The sequence below is a fragment of the Okeania sp. SIO1H4 genome, assembly GCF_010672695.1.
Lineage (GTDB): Bacteria > Cyanobacteriota > Cyanobacteriia > Cyanobacteriales > Microcoleaceae > Okeania > Okeania hirsuta.
In genome coordinates, this window is sequence record NZ_JAAHGB010000104.1 from 1 (window position 1) to 18,351 (window position 18,351).

13 protein-coding genes and 2 pseudogenes are annotated in these 18,351 nt (G+C 34.9%); 10 read left to right on the forward strand and 5 right to left on the reverse strand.

The features are described from left to right. The first annotated feature begins 38 nt into the window (after positions 1-38). Positions 39-182: a hypothetical protein gene (locus F6K06_RS31185; protein WP_161564940.1), complete on the forward strand. Its 144-nt coding sequence runs from the start codon at positions 39-41 to the stop codon at positions 180-182. Positions 183-1,134: 952 nt separating this feature from the next. Further along, positions 1,135-3,102 carry a protein kinase gene (locus tag F6K06_RS31190; protein WP_287244597.1) on the forward strand — a complete coding sequence of 656 codons (1,968 nt, stop codon included), beginning with the start codon at positions 1,135-1,137 and terminating at the stop codon, positions 3,100-3,102. A 1,605-nt stretch (positions 3,103-4,707) separates the two neighbouring features. Here F6K06_RS31190 and F6K06_RS31195 read toward each other — a convergent pair. Both F6K06_RS31195 and F6K06_RS31200 read right to left on the reverse strand, forming a co-directional pair. Beyond that, positions 4,708-5,172: pseudogene (locus F6K06_RS31195) on the reverse strand (DUF29 domain-containing protein). Positions 5,173-5,422: 250 nt separating this feature from the next. Then, positions 5,423-5,524: a cytochrome b6-f complex subunit PetL gene (locus F6K06_RS31200; RefSeq protein ID WP_124144714.1), complete on the reverse strand. Its 102-nt coding sequence runs from the start codon at positions 5,522-5,524 to the stop codon at positions 5,423-5,425. 80 nt (positions 5,525-5,604) lie between these two features. Between F6K06_RS31200 and aroB the strand changes: the two genes are divergently transcribed. From aroB to F6K06_RS31215, 3 genes and pseudogenes are all read left to right on the forward strand, one after another. After that, positions 5,605-6,696: a 3-dehydroquinate synthase gene (gene aroB / locus F6K06_RS31205; protein ID WP_287244601.1), complete on the forward strand. Its 1,092-nt coding sequence runs from the start codon at positions 5,605-5,607 to the stop codon at positions 6,694-6,696. Between the two features lie 1,057 nt (positions 6,697-7,753). Continuing rightward, positions 7,754-8,019 (forward strand): annotated as a pseudogene (locus tag F6K06_RS31210) (KilA-N domain-containing protein); the annotation flags it as partial. A 6-nt stretch (positions 8,020-8,025) separates the two neighbouring features. Further along, on the forward strand, positions 8,026-8,568 hold the full coding sequence (locus F6K06_RS31215; protein WP_124154371.1) for a hypothetical protein: 543 nt from the start codon (positions 8,026-8,028) through the stop codon (positions 8,566-8,568). Between the two features lie 213 nt (positions 8,569-8,781). Here the strand turns inward: F6K06_RS31215 and F6K06_RS31220 are convergent, their stop codons facing one another. After that, entirely contained in the window at positions 8,782-9,213 is a 432-nt protein-coding gene (locus F6K06_RS31220) for a hypothetical protein (protein ID WP_353734920.1), read from the reverse strand. A 266-nt stretch (positions 9,214-9,479) separates the two neighbouring features. On the opposite strand from F6K06_RS31220, the gene F6K06_RS31225 reads away from it, so the two are divergent. After that, entirely contained in the window at positions 9,480-9,611 is a 132-nt protein-coding gene (locus tag F6K06_RS31225; RefSeq protein ID WP_287244605.1) for a hypothetical protein, read from the forward strand. Between the two features lie 736 nt (positions 9,612-10,347). Here the strand turns inward: F6K06_RS31225 and F6K06_RS31230 are convergent. Further along, positions 10,348-10,749 (reverse strand): alr0857 family protein, encoded by a 402-nt coding sequence (locus F6K06_RS31230; protein ID WP_287244608.1) that lies wholly within the window; start codon positions 10,747-10,749, stop codon positions 10,348-10,350. 565 nt (positions 10,750-11,314) lie between these two features. Continuing rightward, positions 11,315-11,821 (reverse strand): HNH endonuclease, encoded by a 507-nt coding sequence (locus F6K06_RS31235; protein ID WP_338043174.1) that lies wholly within the window; start codon positions 11,819-11,821, stop codon positions 11,315-11,317. A 669-nt stretch (positions 11,822-12,490) separates the two neighbouring features. On the opposite strand from F6K06_RS31235, the gene F6K06_RS31240 reads away from it, so the two are divergent. The 4 genes from F6K06_RS31240 (at position 12,491) to F6K06_RS31255 (ending at position 17,804) form a co-directional block, all read left to right on the forward strand. Further along, entirely contained in the window at positions 12,491-12,826 is a 336-nt protein-coding gene (locus tag F6K06_RS31240; RefSeq protein ID WP_287244611.1) for a hypothetical protein, read from the forward strand. A 1,276-nt stretch (positions 12,827-14,102) separates the two neighbouring features. Beyond that, positions 14,103-15,044: a DUF3768 domain-containing protein gene (locus tag F6K06_RS31245; RefSeq protein WP_124144707.1), complete on the forward strand. Its 942-nt coding sequence runs from the start codon at positions 14,103-14,105 to the stop codon at positions 15,042-15,044. 440 nt (positions 15,045-15,484) lie between these two features. Continuing rightward, positions 15,485-16,591 carry an aldo/keto reductase gene (locus F6K06_RS31250; RefSeq protein ID WP_124144706.1) on the forward strand — a complete coding sequence of 369 codons (1,107 nt, stop codon included), beginning with the start codon at positions 15,485-15,487 and terminating at the stop codon, positions 16,589-16,591. Positions 16,592-17,225: 634 nt separating this feature from the next. After that, entirely contained in the window at positions 17,226-17,804 is a 579-nt protein-coding gene (locus F6K06_RS31255; protein ID WP_124144705.1) for a TetR/AcrR family transcriptional regulator, read from the forward strand. Positions 17,805-18,351: the final 547 nt, after the last annotated feature.

The following is an 18,351-nucleotide window of genomic DNA, read 5'->3' on the forward strand; positions in this document are numbered from 1 at the left end:
ATTTATACTGGATAAACTATTAATATTTGTGTCTAATTATGACATCGAATCATAATTATACACGCATCATTCATCCAGACACGCTCATCATAGATTATAGTGCTGGCCTTCTGATGCGTTTAGGTAACTATAGTTTAATTCAATCATATCTGGTGTTAGTTAAGGATGGTCAAATTATTTAAACTTTAGCTATAAAACTACTATTTTACAAATATTATGTTACGCGTAGCATAATGTAGAATGCGCTGAAATGAAACTAACGATTCAATAAAGACTATACTACGATACTATAATAATTTTGAGTTATATCATGTCCGGTTAAACAGTTATAAATAGAGGAGTCAGGAGTCAGGAGTCAGTAGTAGAAGGAGGGAAGAGGAGAAGGAGAAGAAAGTTTTTTTTGATCACTAATTATCTGGACATGATATTAATGCCTAAAGTGGCTGATTGCTTAGGTTAGGTATGATTTTAATTAGAAGTTAGACTATAAGTTGACTATTTAGTTTCTGAGTTGCCACTGAATATGTGACAAAAAATTGATGTAACTCGGCAAAACATTTTGATTACCTGATAAATATTTTATATACATACGAAATATAACGTAGACAAATATTATAGTTAGATAAGTTTAAAGTCTAATCGGCTATTTAGGCTTTAAAAAATTTATCTCTTTATTTTGGTCATTCCCTAAATTATTGTACATTTAAATTGTGAATTATATAGCAATAGACAGGTAGGTGAGGACATAGACTCATAATGCTCCGAATCAGGGGAAATATTTTTCCCACTGTTCTTTCACAGGAGTGCGCGTTCCCTCTCTTGGTCAGCGTTCCCATGGCGAGAATACCTTGCCTCTTACAGAGGACTTAAAGCTTTTTCCTACGGAATTCTGCGCAGCATTTTTGCGCAGCAAAACGCCGACGCGGGGTCGCACCACTGTTCCCTGCTATAGATATTAACTTTAAAAATAGTAATAGTAGCTGGAAATATCTTATTTGTTATTTTTACTATTTTCAAAATAAGTGTATATTAGCTTAACAGAGAATATAAAATCTAAATGCGTCTTAGCTTAATCATTAAGCTTCACTCGATTTTCAAACACCAAAAAAAGCTCTACTGAATTAGACAGCTATTATGAGCTACTGTATTAATCCTAATTGCTTCTACCCAGAAAATCAGAATAATCCTTTATATTGTACAGCTTGTGGCTCCAAATTATTAATTGAAGGACAATATCAAGCTGTCAAAAAACTTAGGGTTCTTGACTGGGGAACTATTTATGAAGTTAAAAGAGAAGAAACCACAGAAATTCTCAAAGTATTACATATAAATAGTCCTGAATCTGTCTCTCAATTTCAACAACAAGCCAAAATATTAGCGCAACTGAATCATCCTGGAATTCCTCAAGTCAAACCTGGTAGTTATTTTACATTTATACCGAGAAACAGTAATCAAAAATTACACTGTTTAGTTAGAGAAAAAGTTCCTGGAGAAAATCTACAAACTTGGTTGGGAAAAAACAATTTACCCATTAATCAAGAATTAGCTGTTGAATGGTTAAATCAACTCATAGAAATCTTAGACTTATTACACGAAAAACAATTTTTCTATCAAAATATTCAACCTAGTAATATTATTCTCCGTCCCAATGGGCAATTAACATTAACTAATTTTTCTCTAGAGCTACAGTCAGCACAATCTGATTTTGTGGCTCTCGGATATATGTTTATTTACTTCCTAACTGGTCAGCCTGCATCTACATTTTTAAATTCTGATACTAAGACCTTAAATTGGCGAGATAAAGTTTCTCAAATATCCCCAAAATTAGTAGATTTTATTGATGACTTAATTTCACAACAACATCCAGAAAATTATCAGACTATTCTACATCAGTGGAGACAGATAAAAGATGATTTATCTCAATCTTTGATACAAAAAAAATATCATCCATTAAAAAGCAAATTCTTATTAGGTAGTGCAATTTTACTTCTGGGGATTGGCGCTACTCAAATTATTAGTCATTTGCCAAAACAATTTAATTCCGGTTTATTTTCTCCAGAGCGGTCAAAGGAAATTAAATCTGATAATCTAGAGAAATTTTTCTCTAAAAATCAAGGCAAATTTCTAGTAGGTGGAATAATTTTCATCCTCGCTATAGGAGGTAGTCATTTTGTTGGTTATTTTCGGATTCATCCCAAATATTTAAAGTTAAGTCTGCCCAATGGAGTTTCCTTAGAAGAAACTTTTAATACAGATTCAGAAAGAGTTTATTCTGTAGTTATTAGTCAAGACGGTCAAATTTTAGCTTGTGGTAATGGTAATGGTACTATTCAAGTTTGGAATTTAGAAACAAGAGAAGAATTAGGTATAATTGAAGGCCATACTAATGATGTAGTAGCGATCGCTCTCAGCCAAGATGGAAATATATTAGCTAGTGGTAGTTATGATGGGACGATAAAAATTTGGCATTTAGCAACTGAAACAGAACTAACTTTGCAAAGTCATTTTATGCGAGTTACTTCTATTGCTATTAGTCCTGATGCAGAAAAATTAGTGAGTGGCAGTAGCGATGATTCCATCAAAATTTGGCATATACCTACAGGTAAAATGCTACATACTTTTCGCGGTCATTCTGACAGTATTTATGCAGTTGATATTAGTTTGAATGGGAAAATATTAGTCACAGGAAGTCAGAATAATATTAAAACTTGGAATCTGGAAACTGGAACAGAAATTTACACATTAGTCGGTCATCATGGCAGAATTTTATCTGTGACTGTCAGTCCTGATGGCGACAAAATAGCAAGTGGTAGTAGCGATAAAAATATTAAAATTTGGCAACTAGAAACAGGAAAAATTTTACGCACTTTACGCGGTCATACTAATGATGTTAATTCTGTAGTTATTAGCCCAGATAATCAAACTTTAGTTAGTGCAAGTAGCGACCATACTATCAAAATTTGGCATCTAGAAACAGGGAAACTTTTACGCACTATAAAAGGGCATTCTCGATGGGTTAATTCCGTTGCATTTAGTTCTGATGGAGAAATTTTAGCTAGTGGTAGTTTCGATCAAACTGTTAAGCTTTGGAAATTGGGATAAGAAGGAAGAAGGAAGAAGGAAGAAAAAATACCGAAGTTGGCTTTAGTTATCTACAATAGAAGCAAAAATAGCCTTGTCTGAGTTTTCAGTTTTTGAGATGTCAAATACAGTTATGACTACTGCTATAAATCAAGAAGTGAGGAGTAGGGAGTATTCAATAATTAATAATTGATAATTACCTCTCCCTAAAAGCAATGAAGATTGACTGAAAGGAAAATTTTTTCTTATTTCTCTTTGAAAGGAGAGGCTTTAAACTTTAATTATTCGGTAAGATTTGCCTTGTATAGTTTTTTCATCAATTGTCCACATTTTATATTAGATATTACCTTCAAAAACTAAGTTTTAAGGATTAACTAAATTATGTTTTTTCCTGATTTCCATTGGTAGACAGAAGTTTGCTTTAGTTATCTAGGCGATTAGTTATCTACAACAGAAGGAAAAATAGTGTTGTCTGAGTTTTTAGCTTTTGAGATGTCAAATACAGTTATGGCAACTGCTATAAATCAAGGAGTAAGGAGTGAGGAGTAGGGAGATTTGCCTTGTATAGTTTTTTCATCAATTATCCATATTTGATATGAGCTATTACCTGCAAAAACTAAGTTTTAAGGATTAACTAAATTATGTTTTGTCCTGATTTATATTGCCAGACCGAAGTTGGAATAAGACTTTAGTTATCTACAATAGAAGGAAAAATAGCGTTGTCTGAGTTTTTAGCTTTTGAGATGTCAAATACAGTTATGGCAACTGCTATAAATCAAGGAGTAAGGAGTGAGGAGTAGGGAGATTTGCCTTGTATAGTTTTTTCATCAATTATCCATATTTGATATTAGCTATTACCTTCAAAAACTAAGTTTTAAGGATTAACTAAATTATGTTTTGTCCTGATTTATATTGCCAGACCGAAGTTGGAATAAGACTTTAGTTATCTACAATAGAAGGAAAAATAGTATTGTCTGAGTTTTCCGCTTTTGAGATGTCAAATATCAAATACAGTATATAACTTAATTTAGACAAGTTCCAGAAAAAATAAAATAGTTGAAAGCGTATTGTTAGAAAATAAAATTAGTAAAACTATTATGAATTGGCTGCAATCATTCTTACATTGATGTCTCAATCGCAATAAACACCGTGTCCCGCATATAGAAAATCTATAGTTTCTATAGAACCCCTAACCGTATCTTTTTCAAGCTAAATTAGCTTCTGAAGTAGCTAATATCTTGAGCAATTTAGGTCTAGGTAATAGCCTTTAGTAACTATTTATGCCAATAATGATTAAACCAAGAAACTGTAAGGCTTATGATTAGGTCAGGAGATCCCAAATGGGTTCTATATACAAAATTCTGTAAACAAGGAGCTTGATTTGCATTGATAATACAGCGGTGCTAAATGGAACTAAATCAACTTTTTTCTAAGGTTTAGATTCAAGTTTTTGAGCTACTTTAACTAGGATTTAATACTTGTTTCATCCAACTTACGAAAAATGGACTTAAAACTCCACTCAAAAATGCTAAGGAGTAATAATTTTTTTTCTGTCGTAACCAATAATTGTGTATTCGTGCATATCTATAATTTTATAAATCAAAATAACTAAACCGATGGTAGCTTCTAATCTATAATTTGTCCTGGCAGCCAATCTTCATCAAGTATTTGTTCGAGAGTATAAGGGTTAATTTCTGGTAATTTCAGTTCCGATTTAACTTGAGCAATTTTTCTGGCTTTACCATAAAGATAATCTAATCTATTAACTAAATAATTCCGTAAATTTGTTGTGAGTTTTAGTTCCAACTGAGTTCGAAATGTTAAAATTTCTGTCTGCCAATGTCTAGAATTATCATCTCTTTCCTTTTCCCAATATTGATAAAATAGAAGATGTTGAATAATTAAAATCACGAAACTTTCAACCGTGCTTTTTTAACTTCTACCCAAGGCTTCTAACTCTGCAATTAAATTATCATAATCTATGCTCTCTAATTGACAATTATTTAGCAGTTTAATTATCTTTTCTAAGCACTCAAAATAATCATCCTCATAAAATAATTTTAAATCAGTAACTTGATTTTCATATTTGATTTTTGTATCTTATAAACTCCCGCTAAACTATTAAAAAACGTCTAACGGGAGAACTCATAAAATGTAAGTATTTCCTGCGGAATGCTGCGGAAACAGCTATTAGATCTCAGCTCTCATAAGGAGGTTTCAATTAATATAGCCAGCTTTTGTAGTAAGATTTAATTCCGACTCAATTATTAAAGCTTTTATCTAAAACTAAAACCAATAGCTGATAGCTGATGGCTGACTACTGAATGCTTAACATAAAATTCTAGATTAACTTAACAGCACGCAAGCCAAACATTAAAACTGTAGCTACACCTAAACCACCAACAAACAATACAACGAAAGCAATAATTCCATCAACAGTCATTAACTTTTCTCCAAAATGGCGAATAATATAAAATTAAGTCTAATATTTAATGTTCAAAATAGCAAAGTCTGAAATTATCCATGGCATCCATCACCGTTCAACTACCCTCCAAATCTTATGAAATAGCGATCGCCCCTGGCAACCTCGACAAACTTGGCCAAAAAATGCAACCCCTCAACTTGGGCAAAAAGGTCTTGCTGGTCTCCAACCCAGAAATATTTGGTCATTATGGCTCAAGAGCGATCGCTTCTCTCCAACAAGCGGGTTTTGATGTTTCTCACTGCACCCTCCCTGCTGGAGAACAATACAAAAACTTTCAAACCCTAAATAATATTTACGATGCAGCTTTAGCACACCGTATCGAACGCTCTTCGACAATGGTTGCCCTGGGTGGTGGGGTAGTTGGGGATATGACTGGGTTTGCAGCAGCGACTTGGTTGCGAGGTTTGAATGTAGTGCAGGTTCCCACCTCTCTATTAGCAATGGTGGATGCTGCTATTGGGGGAAAAACGGGAGTCAATCATCCCCAAGGTAAAAATCTCATCGGCGCTTTCCACCAACCACGTCTCGTATTAATTGACCCGGAAGTATTGAAAACTTTACCTGTGCGTGAGTTTCGGGGTGGAATGGCAGAAGTTATTAAATATGGAACTATCTGGGATGCGGAATTATTTGCCAAGATGGAGAATAGTCAGAAGCTTGATGAAATTAATCATCTCACCCCAGGGTTATTAGAGGAAATCTTGATTAGGTCTTGCCAAAGTAAGGCTGATGTGGTAGAGAAAGATGAAAAAGAATCGGGATTAAGGGCAATTTTGAATTACGGTCATACTATCGGTCATGCTGTGGAAAGTTTGACTGGTTATACTATGGTGACTCATGGTGAAGCAGTAGCTATTGGGATGGTGGCTGCGAGTCGGTTGGCGGTAGAGTTGGGGATGTGGGATGAACAGAGCGATCGCCGTCAGTTAGCTTTGATTGAAAAAGCTAGTTTACCGACGAGGTTGCCGAGTGGGTTGGATATTGAGGAAATTTTGGTTTCTTTACAGACGGATAAAAAGGTAAAAGCGGGTAAAGTTAGGTTTGTCTTACCGACTGGGGTGGGTGTGGTCAAGATTACAGACCGGGTAAGTGCAGATGTATTAAGGGGAGTCTTGACAGGGATGGGTTAAAGAAAAAGTTAGAATTCATAATAGTTTGATGAAATTTACTTGCTGTAGTTATTTTACGTTTAGTTTTACCGAATAATTAAGGTAAAATGCCTCTCCTTTCAAGGATAAACAAGAAAAATTTTTCCTTTGAGTCAATCCTATCCGTTTTCAAAGAGAGGTAATAATTAATTATTAATTATTAATTATTAATTGTTTAACTACCTACTTAATCATCACTTTCATTATGAGTAAGTTTTGGTTTTTACCATTAAATAAAATCATAGGATTTTAACTCTAAATCGTACAGATATAAAATCACATTATCAAAATAATATGGGTCGCGCAACCCCGCCTTTTAAGGCGAAATATTTTTGGAGCTTTGCTCAGATTCCCGTTACAAAAATGACTTCTGAGTTCTGAGTTCTGACTTCTGACTTTGTTAAGTCTATCCCAATTATGCTGGAATTATTATTTGTCTATACGAGCATTATTGGGAAAATTTTGCTCATTGTATTCATAAAGTTATTAGCGGATTTGAGATATTCAAAGGAGAGTTAATTCGTGTCATATCATGTATCGTAAGCATTCAGCCGTCAGCTATCAGCCATCAGCTATTGCTTATTTTTAGTTATAGATAAAAGCTTTACTCATTGAATGAGAATTAAATTTTACGCCTAAAAGCTGCCTTTAAATCTATATATTAAAATCCCCTCATAAGAGCTAAGAGCTGACAGCTAATAGCTGTTTGCGCAGCATTCCGCAGGAAATGCTTACCATGTATCTTTGAATACCCACCATAAAAATTTTAAGCAGCAGGGAACAGGGAACAGGGAGCAGTGGAGAAATTTATCAGAGAAAATATTTTATTATGGCTAATTAATAATACTTGCTCGATATCAATAATATTTTTTCATAGATTAAAATTACAGTAAATTATCCCCACAGCAAAACTTTATTCTATGATTAGTGGTTGACGAACTTTTCAGTTCGGAAAATGCTACCTATATTTGCTTTTATTTATTATAAACAAATGTTATTTTACAAATTAAGTAAATTATTTAAAAAAGGATAAATTAGAATGCACTACATTGAACACTCTGTTGGGGAATTAGTAGTAACTCAACGCCATTCTGACGGCTATATCAACGCAACTAAATTAGCGAGAGCATACAAAAATAAAACAGGAAAGTATAAAAACCCCAATAGCTGGTTTGAAAAGGATAGAACAAATGAATACATAGAGCTTTTGTCTGATAAAACAAGAGTTGAGGTTTATCATCTTGTGGAAAAAAAGGAGAAGGTAAAAATCAACAAGTTTGGATTCATCCTAAGCTTGCTGTTTCTTTTGCGATGTGGCTTTCACCTGAATTTGAAATGATGGTGTCTGAATGGGTCGAGCAATGGCTTTTCACAAATCAAAAACCTGCTATTCAGGAACCTATAAAATTGCACCCTTACCAACGTGTTTGGTACGAACGCTTAAGGTTGTTTGAAGAGAAAACTAAACTACCAAAAGGTAGATGGTGTGTTTTTGAAGAAGTTGGTAAATTAATGAGGAATTTGGAATCTAACAATGTCTCTTTACATGATAGAGCAACTATTGACATTTCGGTTGGTAGAACTTGGTGTCATTGGCTAAAACAGAACGGATATGAAACAGATTTTGAACAGTATATTCACCATTATCCAGATAAAAGAGGTGAACAGCTTGCTAATATTTATCCCTATAAATTACTGGGAGAATTTCATCAGTGGCTAGAAGAAGCTTACATCCCTGAAAAATTTCCTGAATATGTCAGAAAATTTGTTACTTCAGAAGAATGCAAGTTAATTTCAGAAGCTATTGGTTATGAAATTAAACCAGTTTTCAAAAGACTTAAAGCAAAGATTTAATCTCACAAATAGTGAATGTTTATGTTTGCTTAATTTGCGCTCAGGTGGAATAGATATTTTGGTGTTATCTTAATTATAAAATTATTTTGAGATTAGGATTTACAAGTTCTACAGACTTAAATAATTCTACTTATTACTATAGTAATTTTGCCTGCTAGCAGTGTACTTGACTGAAATGAAACTCGCTATAATACCCCCTATTTTACGAAACAATTAATGAGAACAACTATTTTCAATGATATAAATTAAAATGCCAAACAGAGATTCCAAATTCCCAATAAAATGCTCACCCGCTTCAATTTCCACTTGATTTTCTGTCAACCTTAAAAACTTCCAATTACTCCCTGTTGTCACAATTCCATAAATACAAGAAATTTGATGATTTTTCTGTCGATTAAACAATTGAGCAGCCACCATTTCTGCAATACACTGAGCTATTCCAGATTTAATATTATCGTTTTTTGCCTCAACAATTGTCACCACAGGAGCAGTTACTTCTAACTGTTTGGGTGAATAACTAATTATAAAATCACATCTTCCCGTTAATCCCTTACTTTTATCCACATTAAATTCTGTGCCAGAAAATAAACTAATTTGGCGGTTAAAGTATTTTCTGAGTTCCACAATAATTGGAGAAATAATCAATTCTGTTTGCGGAGCATTCCGTCAGGAAACGAGCTTTTTCTGTATCAATTTCTAATGCCAAAGGAATATTTTCAGCCAAAATTTATCTCAATAAGGCACTAGGATTTACAGATTTTATAGACTTGAATAATTCAACTCGTTCCTGAAGTATCAAATTAAATTAAAACTCTAATTGTGAGAGAGTAAATTCCCTGTAATACATATTATAAGAGGGAAGGAAGAAGGAACAAGGAACAAAGAACAAGTAATACCAAATTGATAAATTTTTGCTACAACTACAAATAGCTAAGATATTTCTTAGGAGTCAACCCACCCCTAACTCCTCTCAGGAGGGGAAGTTAGGAGTCAGGAGTCAGGAGTCAGGAGTCAGAATGAATGGCTTTAATAGTAGTTTTTAGACTGATTTCCTACCTTATAAAAATTAATCCGTCAATGGCTATGATTACTTAAGCACTTCTACTTATCTAAAATTTGTTTTTTTCAAGTTATCCAACCAGACAAACAATGTGAATATTGGAGGTGATATTAACGTAAATACTAAGTTGTAGCTTGATTAAATAGAGGATTTTTTACTTTTAGCTACAAGAATAACATCATATACTATGTACAAATTATGATACCAAATCGCTGAAACAACGCAAGTGCGTGAAATATTTTGTAATAATTTGGGGAAAATCGTATCTTGTTTGATTAAAATAAATAATTTTAATTACTGACGCGATAAGTTAAATCTATAGTTTATCCCTCTTGTCTAATTTTTAATTTGAAACTACTTTTGGATAATTAGCGATCGCATTCCTGACAAATAAAGAGAATATTGCCTGAAATTCTTGTAGAGATATTCCATGGAACATCCCTACATTATTACTTATATAGAACCACTGATATAGAACCACTGAGTGAGATCTTTGCAAGCGGTATATGCTTTTGCTTACAGTCCTCAGTCATCATAAGTTGTGGAAATTCAGGAACGAGAATAGGGGAAAAAGCTAATGCGACCCCGCGCCACCCGATAACGTAAGTAGGTAGAAAAATTCTCTCATCTCCCCATCTCCCCATCTCCCCATCCCCCCATCTCCTCCTCTATTTTTAAATAGATACCAAATGGGTTCTATATATTGCCTATTGACAATTTCAACAATCACTGGCTTCCTGACTCACTGATGCATTCGCCTCAGTCGCTTGCCACAACTTAAAAAGTAACAATTCAATCCGATCGCTCAACGCAGTAATAAAAATCCCATTCTCATATTCTGGATCTACTGTTATCCAAGTTCCTCCTAAACTAACTTCCACAAACTCATCATCAGCAACACAAAAGGCAATATCTTCTCCACCCTCCTTTTGCATAGCCATCTCCAACATCGACAACTCAGGTAAATTTACAGGTAGCAAAAAAGCTACAGAACTTGGTTCAACTACAATTTTTTGACCAACTCGCATAGCCAAGATTACCCGCAGTGCTATCAACTGTTCGGGAGATTGAGCCAAACGCTCCATATAAAAGCCAGATTCAGTATAAGTTAACTTTAGCATTCCCGGTGGTCTCTCCTTTTTTAATTGGAAGAGCTTCGGATGTTATTGAGTAATTACAGCAGTTTTCTAGTGCATGAGGTACAAAGTTTTATTGCTCTAGGCAACAAGCAACAGGCAACAGGCAACAGGGAATATAGGAATAAATAAATCTTATAACTGTACCTCACTACCCTCAAAAGTACTGTAATCTATAACTCAAAACTCAAAACTCTTTGCAGTTATTGAAATTAGTTTTGTTAGCAACATCTGGCGCAAATACCGTTTCACGGAAGTTAAAAGTCAAAAGTCAAAATACCGTTTCACGGAAGTCAAAAGTCAAAAGTCAAAAGTAAGATTTTATAGACTCCAAACTTTGCTGCCACAGTAATTTCAGGAAATTATTTCACTTATGTAATTTGAAACTATTTTTGACATCTTTAAAGTGAAAGTGAACTGATATAGGATATTATTTTGACTATTTTCTGCTCAAAATAACGACATCAAAATTTAGCTCTAGTTACTTCCTAGAACTAACGAAACTTATAGACAACTTTTTAGGTCTGCTTCAGTAAAAAAATAAGAGCTTCTAAACCTCGTGTTGTCGTTCGCGCCAGAACTGTTCAGCAAATGCAATAGTCGGATGTATTGGTGTTTTCGGTTGGTGTGATAATTTCATCCCTGCTTCAGCAGGAGTACGATTACCTTTCATTGCATTGCACCTTTCGCAAGCCGTAACTACATTATCCCAACTATGTTTACCACCCCTAGACCGAGGAATAACATGATCTAAGGTGAGACGTTTAGTAGCCCCGCAATATTGGCAACGATGATGATCCCTCTTTAACACTTCCCTGCGGTTGACTGGAGGAACTTTCCACACCCGTTCTTGGGAGGCCATCGTTAGGCGAATTTGTTCCGGCACATATAAGACCAAACTAGGAGAACGCACAGCCCAGCCACTACCATTATCAAAATTTAGAGGTTCAGCTTTGCCAGTCACCAGCAGAGCGATCGCCCGCTTGATATTTACGCGGGTCATGGGTAAGTAGTTCTGAGAAAATACGACTACAGATTGGTTTAATACTTGAGTCATGCTGGTCACTGCTTTACCTCCTAAATTTAAAATTTTAGATTTTTTATAGCAACTGGTTTTTCAATTAATTAGCTATTAGCACTTCAGCACTTCAGTACTTCAGCCTAAAAATTTGTGAATATAATTAGGTATCTGTTTACGGAGCAGTCTGCGCCAAGCTGACCGCTGATTGCTGAACTACTGAAATGCTTAATGCTTTTTAATTGTCCGAATTCAAAAATTAATTTTATTTTTATATTTCCCGGTCCTATTTAAAACTAACAACCCCTGCTTCTACTTATTCGGAAGCGGGGGCTAGAAAAAAGATTTTTATACCTTTTAGTCTGACTTATGTACAGATTTTTTTGGTCTGTACCTCCCGCTTCTGAGAAATTGATTTGACCTAATGTTTGGCCCTTCAATCTGAAAAATATGATTAAATTTTTCGAGTAGCTCCAAACCTCCATAATCAATGCCAAAGTCATTTCCATTACATAATATTTTTCCCAATATCAGCCACGAAATAGTCCCACAACCCTTAAATAGGTTGTTTTTTGACTGATCGATGGCTTGAATAAATGAATGGTTCACACGAAAGCTCTCAAAAAGTTGGGGTTTCAAATCTAACCTTTTTTATACTACACTAATATTACAGAGATGTCTACCTAAAAATTAAGGAGAAAAAAAATCATGTACACAATTCCTAGAACTTCAACTACTGATATGGAAGTTACTAGCATCCGTTTGGAAAGGGAGTTAAAGGATAGGTTGAAAAGACTGGCTAATAATAAGGGCTATCAAGCTTTGATTCGAGATATCCTCTGGAACTATGTCCAGCAAAAGTCTGGAGATTATCGGCCACAGTTTTCCCATTCGGATATTCGAGCTAGTCTTCCTGCAAAGGCCCAACAGGAGGAACGATGTGTGCTTACTGGCAAAGTGATACGAGCAAATGAATCGATGTTATTAGGACTTACGAATAATGGTGATATGGTGCCCCTCAGTATAGATAGTATGGATGATTAACTAAATTTTATATTGGTGATGGGCGATGGGCAATTGAGAAGTATAAAAGATGACGATGCCCAAATTTATTTATTTGTCTGTTTGCCCATCACCTCTGTAAGTTGGGAGTGGGGAAGTAGGGGAGTAGGGGAGTGAGGGAGTGAGGGAGTAGGGGAGTGAGGAGAAAGATAGGGAGTAGGGAGTAGGGAGTAGGGAGTAGGGAGTAGGGAGAAAGAATTAATTTGTCAATAGCTACAATTACTCAAGTACTTATCACGAATTATTTAGGATTGCTAGATCGCCAATCTATTAAGAAGTAAGCATTTCCTGCGGACTGCTGCGCAAACAGCTATTAGCTGTCAGCTTTCAGCAATGAGATCCCAATCTTAAAGAGGGAGTAGAAATTAATATAGACTTTAAAGTCAGCTTTTGTAGTCAGATTTAATTCTGACTTAATTAATAAAGCTTTGATCTAAAACTAAAAAATAGCTGATAGCTGATAGCTGATAGCTGATAGCTTACATTAAGAAAATATAGATTTTTTTTGAAACATTACTTACTTATCCCAGTAAGTTTTTGGCTAAAGATAATTGCCAAAAACTTTTTTATCTTAGTTTATCAAAAATTATATATCAAACAAATAAGTTAAAAATAGTTATATGCAAATAATCATAAAATCAATTAATAAATACCATGATTTATAAATGATTAAATGAAATTGTAGTTATAAGTTTTAGCTATGTTTGAAGAAGGAGACAGGAGACAGGAGACAGGAGACAGGAGGAAAATTACATGGGGATTCTCACCCCAAGTAATTTTGAACACCGTGTAGACGGTGGGGTATTAAACCCACAAAGAAAATGATAAAAATATCAAGTTTTAAGTTGTGTTACTGACCTAAATCAACCAAATAAATTTGAACCCATATTTTTCCAAAATTTTCATATTTTTCATCTACCATCGACTGTGTAATACTTAATACCTACACTAAGAGAAAATTTTACTACTTCAACTAAGTTCATCAACAGGAACTTCTGGCCAAAACACTCAACATAGAGTCAGGTAGAAAACTTGTCATCATAAAATCTAGTAGCCAAAATCAACTGAAATCTTAATTAATTTTTTTACTTTCTTCTTTCTTCTGTAGTTAAGCTATTATAAATTTTAAGAAGTAAATTGCTATTCTATAGTTTATTTCAAGTGCCAATCAAAGTCGAAAAATTAAGGCACAGTTAATGTTAACTATAAAAATATGGAAGCTTAAAAAAATCTTTAAAATCAAACTATTATAGAAAAAATGAGCAGAAATAAACAACTCTTAAATCAACGTAAACAATGCCATGAATCTCAACCAGATGATTTTTTGAAGATATTTAGTCAGTCTCCAGTAGGTACGTCAACTTGGAATTGGATTTTAACTAGTTCTCGTTCTGGAACAAATCAAATTTTTTTACCTCTGTCTACAGGAAAAGGGTTAACAACAGATTATGAACCATTATTTTTATTAAAAGTGTCTCCTGGGAAAAGTTGGAGTTTAGAAAGTTCTGTAAAGGTTACTGCTAAAGCAGGAGTTTTCATCACAAAAGTAGGTTCTGTATTTGTTGCACCACTATATGTACTTTTCAGGTTATCTGGAAATGATTATATTTATCACATCTGGATTAATCATTATGGTGGAGATATTTTACCTTCTCCTCTATATAAACTGCAAAAAATGCCATATTTAACTCTACTGTTAATAGAAGATAAACCTCAGCCCGAAAGAGCCATAAAAATTGAGAATCAAATAAATTGGTCAAGTTTAATAACAAAAATTGAATCAGTTTCATGTTGGGATAGAAGTGTCTTTGAGAAATTCAATTCTTTAGTATATTCTGCTCAAGAATTGTGGAATAGAACTACAGAAGAACAAGTTAAAAAAACAACAATAGCTAAGTTAAACGATCGCTTTAGAAATGGGGATAAAAGTTTAGGAGATTACAAAATGAGTAGGCAAGTATTAGCATTACCCAGAAAAAAGCAAAAACAACTATTTAAAGAAATTCAAGATTTTTCTAATTTTACGTCAGAAAACGATCCTAAAGGTGAACATAATGGGGGTAAAGTTATCATGGATGATGTAGAATACGTTTGGAAAATTGACTATCTAGATACAAGTATGATTATGCTGTCAGATGCACCAGAAGATATCAATAAAACTACCAGAGTATTATTGGTAATACGAGCTGATGAATATTAGACATCTCTAGAAAAGAGGGAGTAGGCAGCTTTGCTGTAGGCAGTAGGCAGTAGGGAGAAAAAATTGATAATTTCTGTGTGATAATTGATTTGATTTTTGATTTTTGGAGATGTCTATTAGACATCAGTCAGAAGTCATAAGTCAGGAGGGAAGAAAGAATAAGAAATGAGGAATAGAAGGAGAAAGTTTTTTTGTTTAGCTGGCGCACAACGCACGTTAGACACACTTGGTAGCGAACTCGGTGTGAGGCAACAGTGGGAAATATTTTTCCCTGTCTCAGGTTCATTATTCAGTTTATTTCCTCACCAATTATTTCCCGTGCCATCAATAAATTTAGGGGCTTATTTTTGCGTTTAATTGATGGATAACATAGATTTTTTAATAAATGCAAAACAGTATTCAAGATATTAATAACTGAAAAAAAATCAAGGAATAAAATAGTGATTTCAGGAAAAGCAACAATAGCAGCAACTAAGTCTTATGCTCAACTCCATCAAACAGAATGTCCTCAAAAACACTTCCGAGAAATTAATAGCTTAATAATGAGTTCAATAGGTATCGGCACATATCTTGGAACATCAGATGCCACAACAGATAATTTAGTCACAGAAGCAATTATTAAATCGGTAGAAAGCGGAATAAATTTAATAGATACTGCTATTAATTATCGGTCTCAACATGGAGAAATGAGTGTTAAAGCAGCTCTTGTTCATTTAATAGAATCACAAACAGTATCGAGAGCAGAATTAATTATTTGTTCCAAGGGCGGTTTTATTCCTAACCGAGAAAGAGAAAAATGGTTTAAACAAGAGTATGTAGATAACTCCAAATTTAATGTTCAAATGACAGATATGGTGGCAGGAATTCACTGTATGCACCCAGAATATATTCAAGACCAACTAGAGCGCAGCTTAATAAACTTGGGAGTGGAAACCATTGATATTTATTATTTACATAATCCAGAAACTCAACTGGGAATTATTCCTCCGGATGAATTTTATCGTCGTCTGAAAGCTGTTTTTGCAGTGTTAGAAAAAGCTGCTGATGCTGGCAAAATAACTGCTTATGGAATAGCTACTTGGCAAGGTTTTCGAGTGCCACCAACAGATGCAAAACACATAGACTTAGCTAAAGCAAAATCTATTGCGCAAGAAGTAGCAGGTGGAAAAAGCGATCGCTTTCAATTTATTCAACTGCCAGTAAATTTGACAATGCCAGAAGCATTTATCACTCCTACTCAACCTGTAGACGGCAAAATTTTACCTGCCATTACCGCAGCAAACCAATTGGGTATTAATGCGATCGCTAGTGCGTCCATCGCCCAAGCTAAAAACCTCATGCAACTTCCCCAAAACATTATTCATTACCTTGGCGAAAATCTGAAAACAGATGCAGTACGCGCTCTCCAATTTACTCGCAGTGTGCCTGGTTTATCTTCGGCCTTAGTTGGCATGAAATCTCCTAACCATGTAGCAGAAAATCTGGCTTTAACTAGCATTCCTCCATTAGATGCTGAGGACTTTGCCCAGTTAGGAGTAAGGGAGTAAGGGAGTGGGGGCAGGGCTGTTTTAAAGTATTGTATATTAAAGATGCGCGGGAGAACAGGAGATTATGGGATAGTGGAACCTTCAAGAATTTAGAATTTAGAATTTAGAATTACCTCTTCTTTTCAAGGAGAGGATTGACGAACAGGAAAATTTTCATTTATTATCCCCGATCAAGGGGAGGCTTTAAACCAAAATATTTCGGTAAAATTTGCCAAAATTTGCTGATTTTTGAGCCAATAAGCGTCTTTAAGCTCTGAGAGAATATTTGGTTCAACGCCGCTTAAAAGCCTCCATCCCCGTGTCTGGTGTGTCTCCGCGTCCCCGTGTCTATCGAGAATGAAACAGCCCTGCTGGGGGAGTGGGGGGAGATGGGGAGATGAGGTACACCTCGAAGCGAGCAAGATGCTCGCACTAGGAACATTTAATTTTTCATATCTGTACTTCCTTCATATACTTGGAATGTGCTTTATATCATGTCCGGATAATTAGTAGACATCTTATTCGTAACATTCTTTTTTCAAAATGGTATAATTCTAAATTCTAAATTCTAAATTCTAAATTCTAAATTATTAATACTTGACTAATCATTCCAGAATTGCTATCTTAAAAATATGAGCAGTTAAAATCAAAGGTAATGGGCAGGCAGAAAGAGTTCAATAGGGATGAAGTATTAATGAAGGCAATGCAAACCTTCTGGTGTTATGGCTATGAGGGGACTTCCATACAAACCTTAGTTGATAAGATGGGTATCAACCGAGGCAGTCTTTATGATACTTTTGGCGATAAGCAATCTCTGTTTCAAGAAGCGATCGCCTATTACGACTCTAGACTTGTAGCACCTATGATTACTAAGCTAGAGGCCTATGATGCTTCTAAACAAACCATTGTAGATATCTTTTATGGTATGATTGATTCTGCAGTAACAGATGAAGATCATAAAGGCTGCTTAATTACAAACACTGCTGTTGAACTTGGTGGCAATAACCCAGACAGTGCTAAACAAATTGCTGCCAAGATCCAACAGATTGAAAATGCACTTACAAAAGCTTTAACTACAGCTCAAGAGAAAGGTGAAATTAGTCAGAAACATAACTGCACTACCGTAGCCAGATTTCTTACTTGTTGCTTACAAGGTTTACGGGTAATTTCTAAAGTTAATCCTGACCGAAAAGCATTACAAGATATAGCTAGAATGGCTCTTTCTGTTTTATAACAGGCAACAGGCAACAGGCAACAGCTCATCTGGGGGAAAACATTTCCCTGTCTGAGGTTCATTATCACTCTATATCCTAAGTAACTTGTTCGTTGCTATAGATTAATTTACCGACTTTTAATTTTTTGGCATTGGTGATTTGAGGTATGATATCATGTCCGGGTAAGAGGTCGATAGAACTCCTTTCTGCGCTCCGTGTTAAAGTTTGCGCCCTTCATTCCGATAGGATGCGTTGTGCGCCAGCAAACAAAAAACTTTCTCCTTCTATTCCTCTTTCTTCTTTCTTTCCTCCTGACTCCTGATTCCTGTACCTCGCCAATCCGACGGCTCCCCTTACCTGACGTAAGGATTCAGGTATAATGGCGATCGCAGTGTGAATTCTCAGAAGAAAAATTCAAGACTCACGGTTCCCTTGACAACAAAACAAACCTTGGTAAAGTAAAAGCATGAGTCAATCACAGCGCCCAGTAAATCGTAAACGCCTCAACCAGTTGTCAAAGGAAGAACTGGTAGAAATGTTGTTGACTCAACAAAAACTGATAGAGAA

What these genes read in the sequence shown, in the direction of transcription:
- F6K06_RS31185 (WP_161564940.1), top strand. Translation starts at nt 39, where the DNA reads ATGACATCGAATCATAATTATACACGCATCATTCATCCAGACACGCTC.
- F6K06_RS31190 (WP_287244597.1), top strand. Translation starts at nt 1,135, where the DNA reads ATGAGCTACTGTATTAATCCTAATTGCTTCTACCCAGAAAATCAGAAT.
- F6K06_RS31200 (WP_124144714.1), bottom strand. Translation starts at nt 5,524, where the DNA reads ATGACTGTTGATGGAATTATTGCTTTCGTTGTATTGTTTGTTGGTGGT.
- aroB (WP_287244601.1), top strand. Translation starts at nt 5,605, where the DNA reads ATGGCATCCATCACCGTTCAACTACCCTCCAAATCTTATGAAATAGCG.
- F6K06_RS31215 (WP_124154371.1), top strand. Translation starts at nt 8,026, where the DNA reads ATGTGGCTTTCACCTGAATTTGAAATGATGGTGTCTGAATGGGTCGAG.
- F6K06_RS31230 (WP_287244608.1), bottom strand. Translation starts at nt 10,749, where the DNA reads ATGCTAAAGTTAACTTATACTGAATCTGGCTTTTATATGGAGCGTTTG.
- F6K06_RS31235 (WP_338043174.1), bottom strand. Translation starts at nt 11,821, where the DNA reads ATGACTCAAGTATTAAACCAATCTGTAGTCGTATTTTCTCAGAACTAC.
- F6K06_RS31240 (WP_287244611.1), top strand. Translation starts at nt 12,491, where the DNA reads ATGTACACAATTCCTAGAACTTCAACTACTGATATGGAAGTTACTAGC.
- F6K06_RS31245 (WP_124144707.1), top strand. Translation starts at nt 14,103, where the DNA reads ATGAGCAGAAATAAACAACTCTTAAATCAACGTAAACAATGCCATGAA.
- F6K06_RS31255 (WP_124144705.1), top strand. Translation starts at nt 17,226, where the DNA reads ATGGGCAGGCAGAAAGAGTTCAATAGGGATGAAGTATTAATGAAGGCA.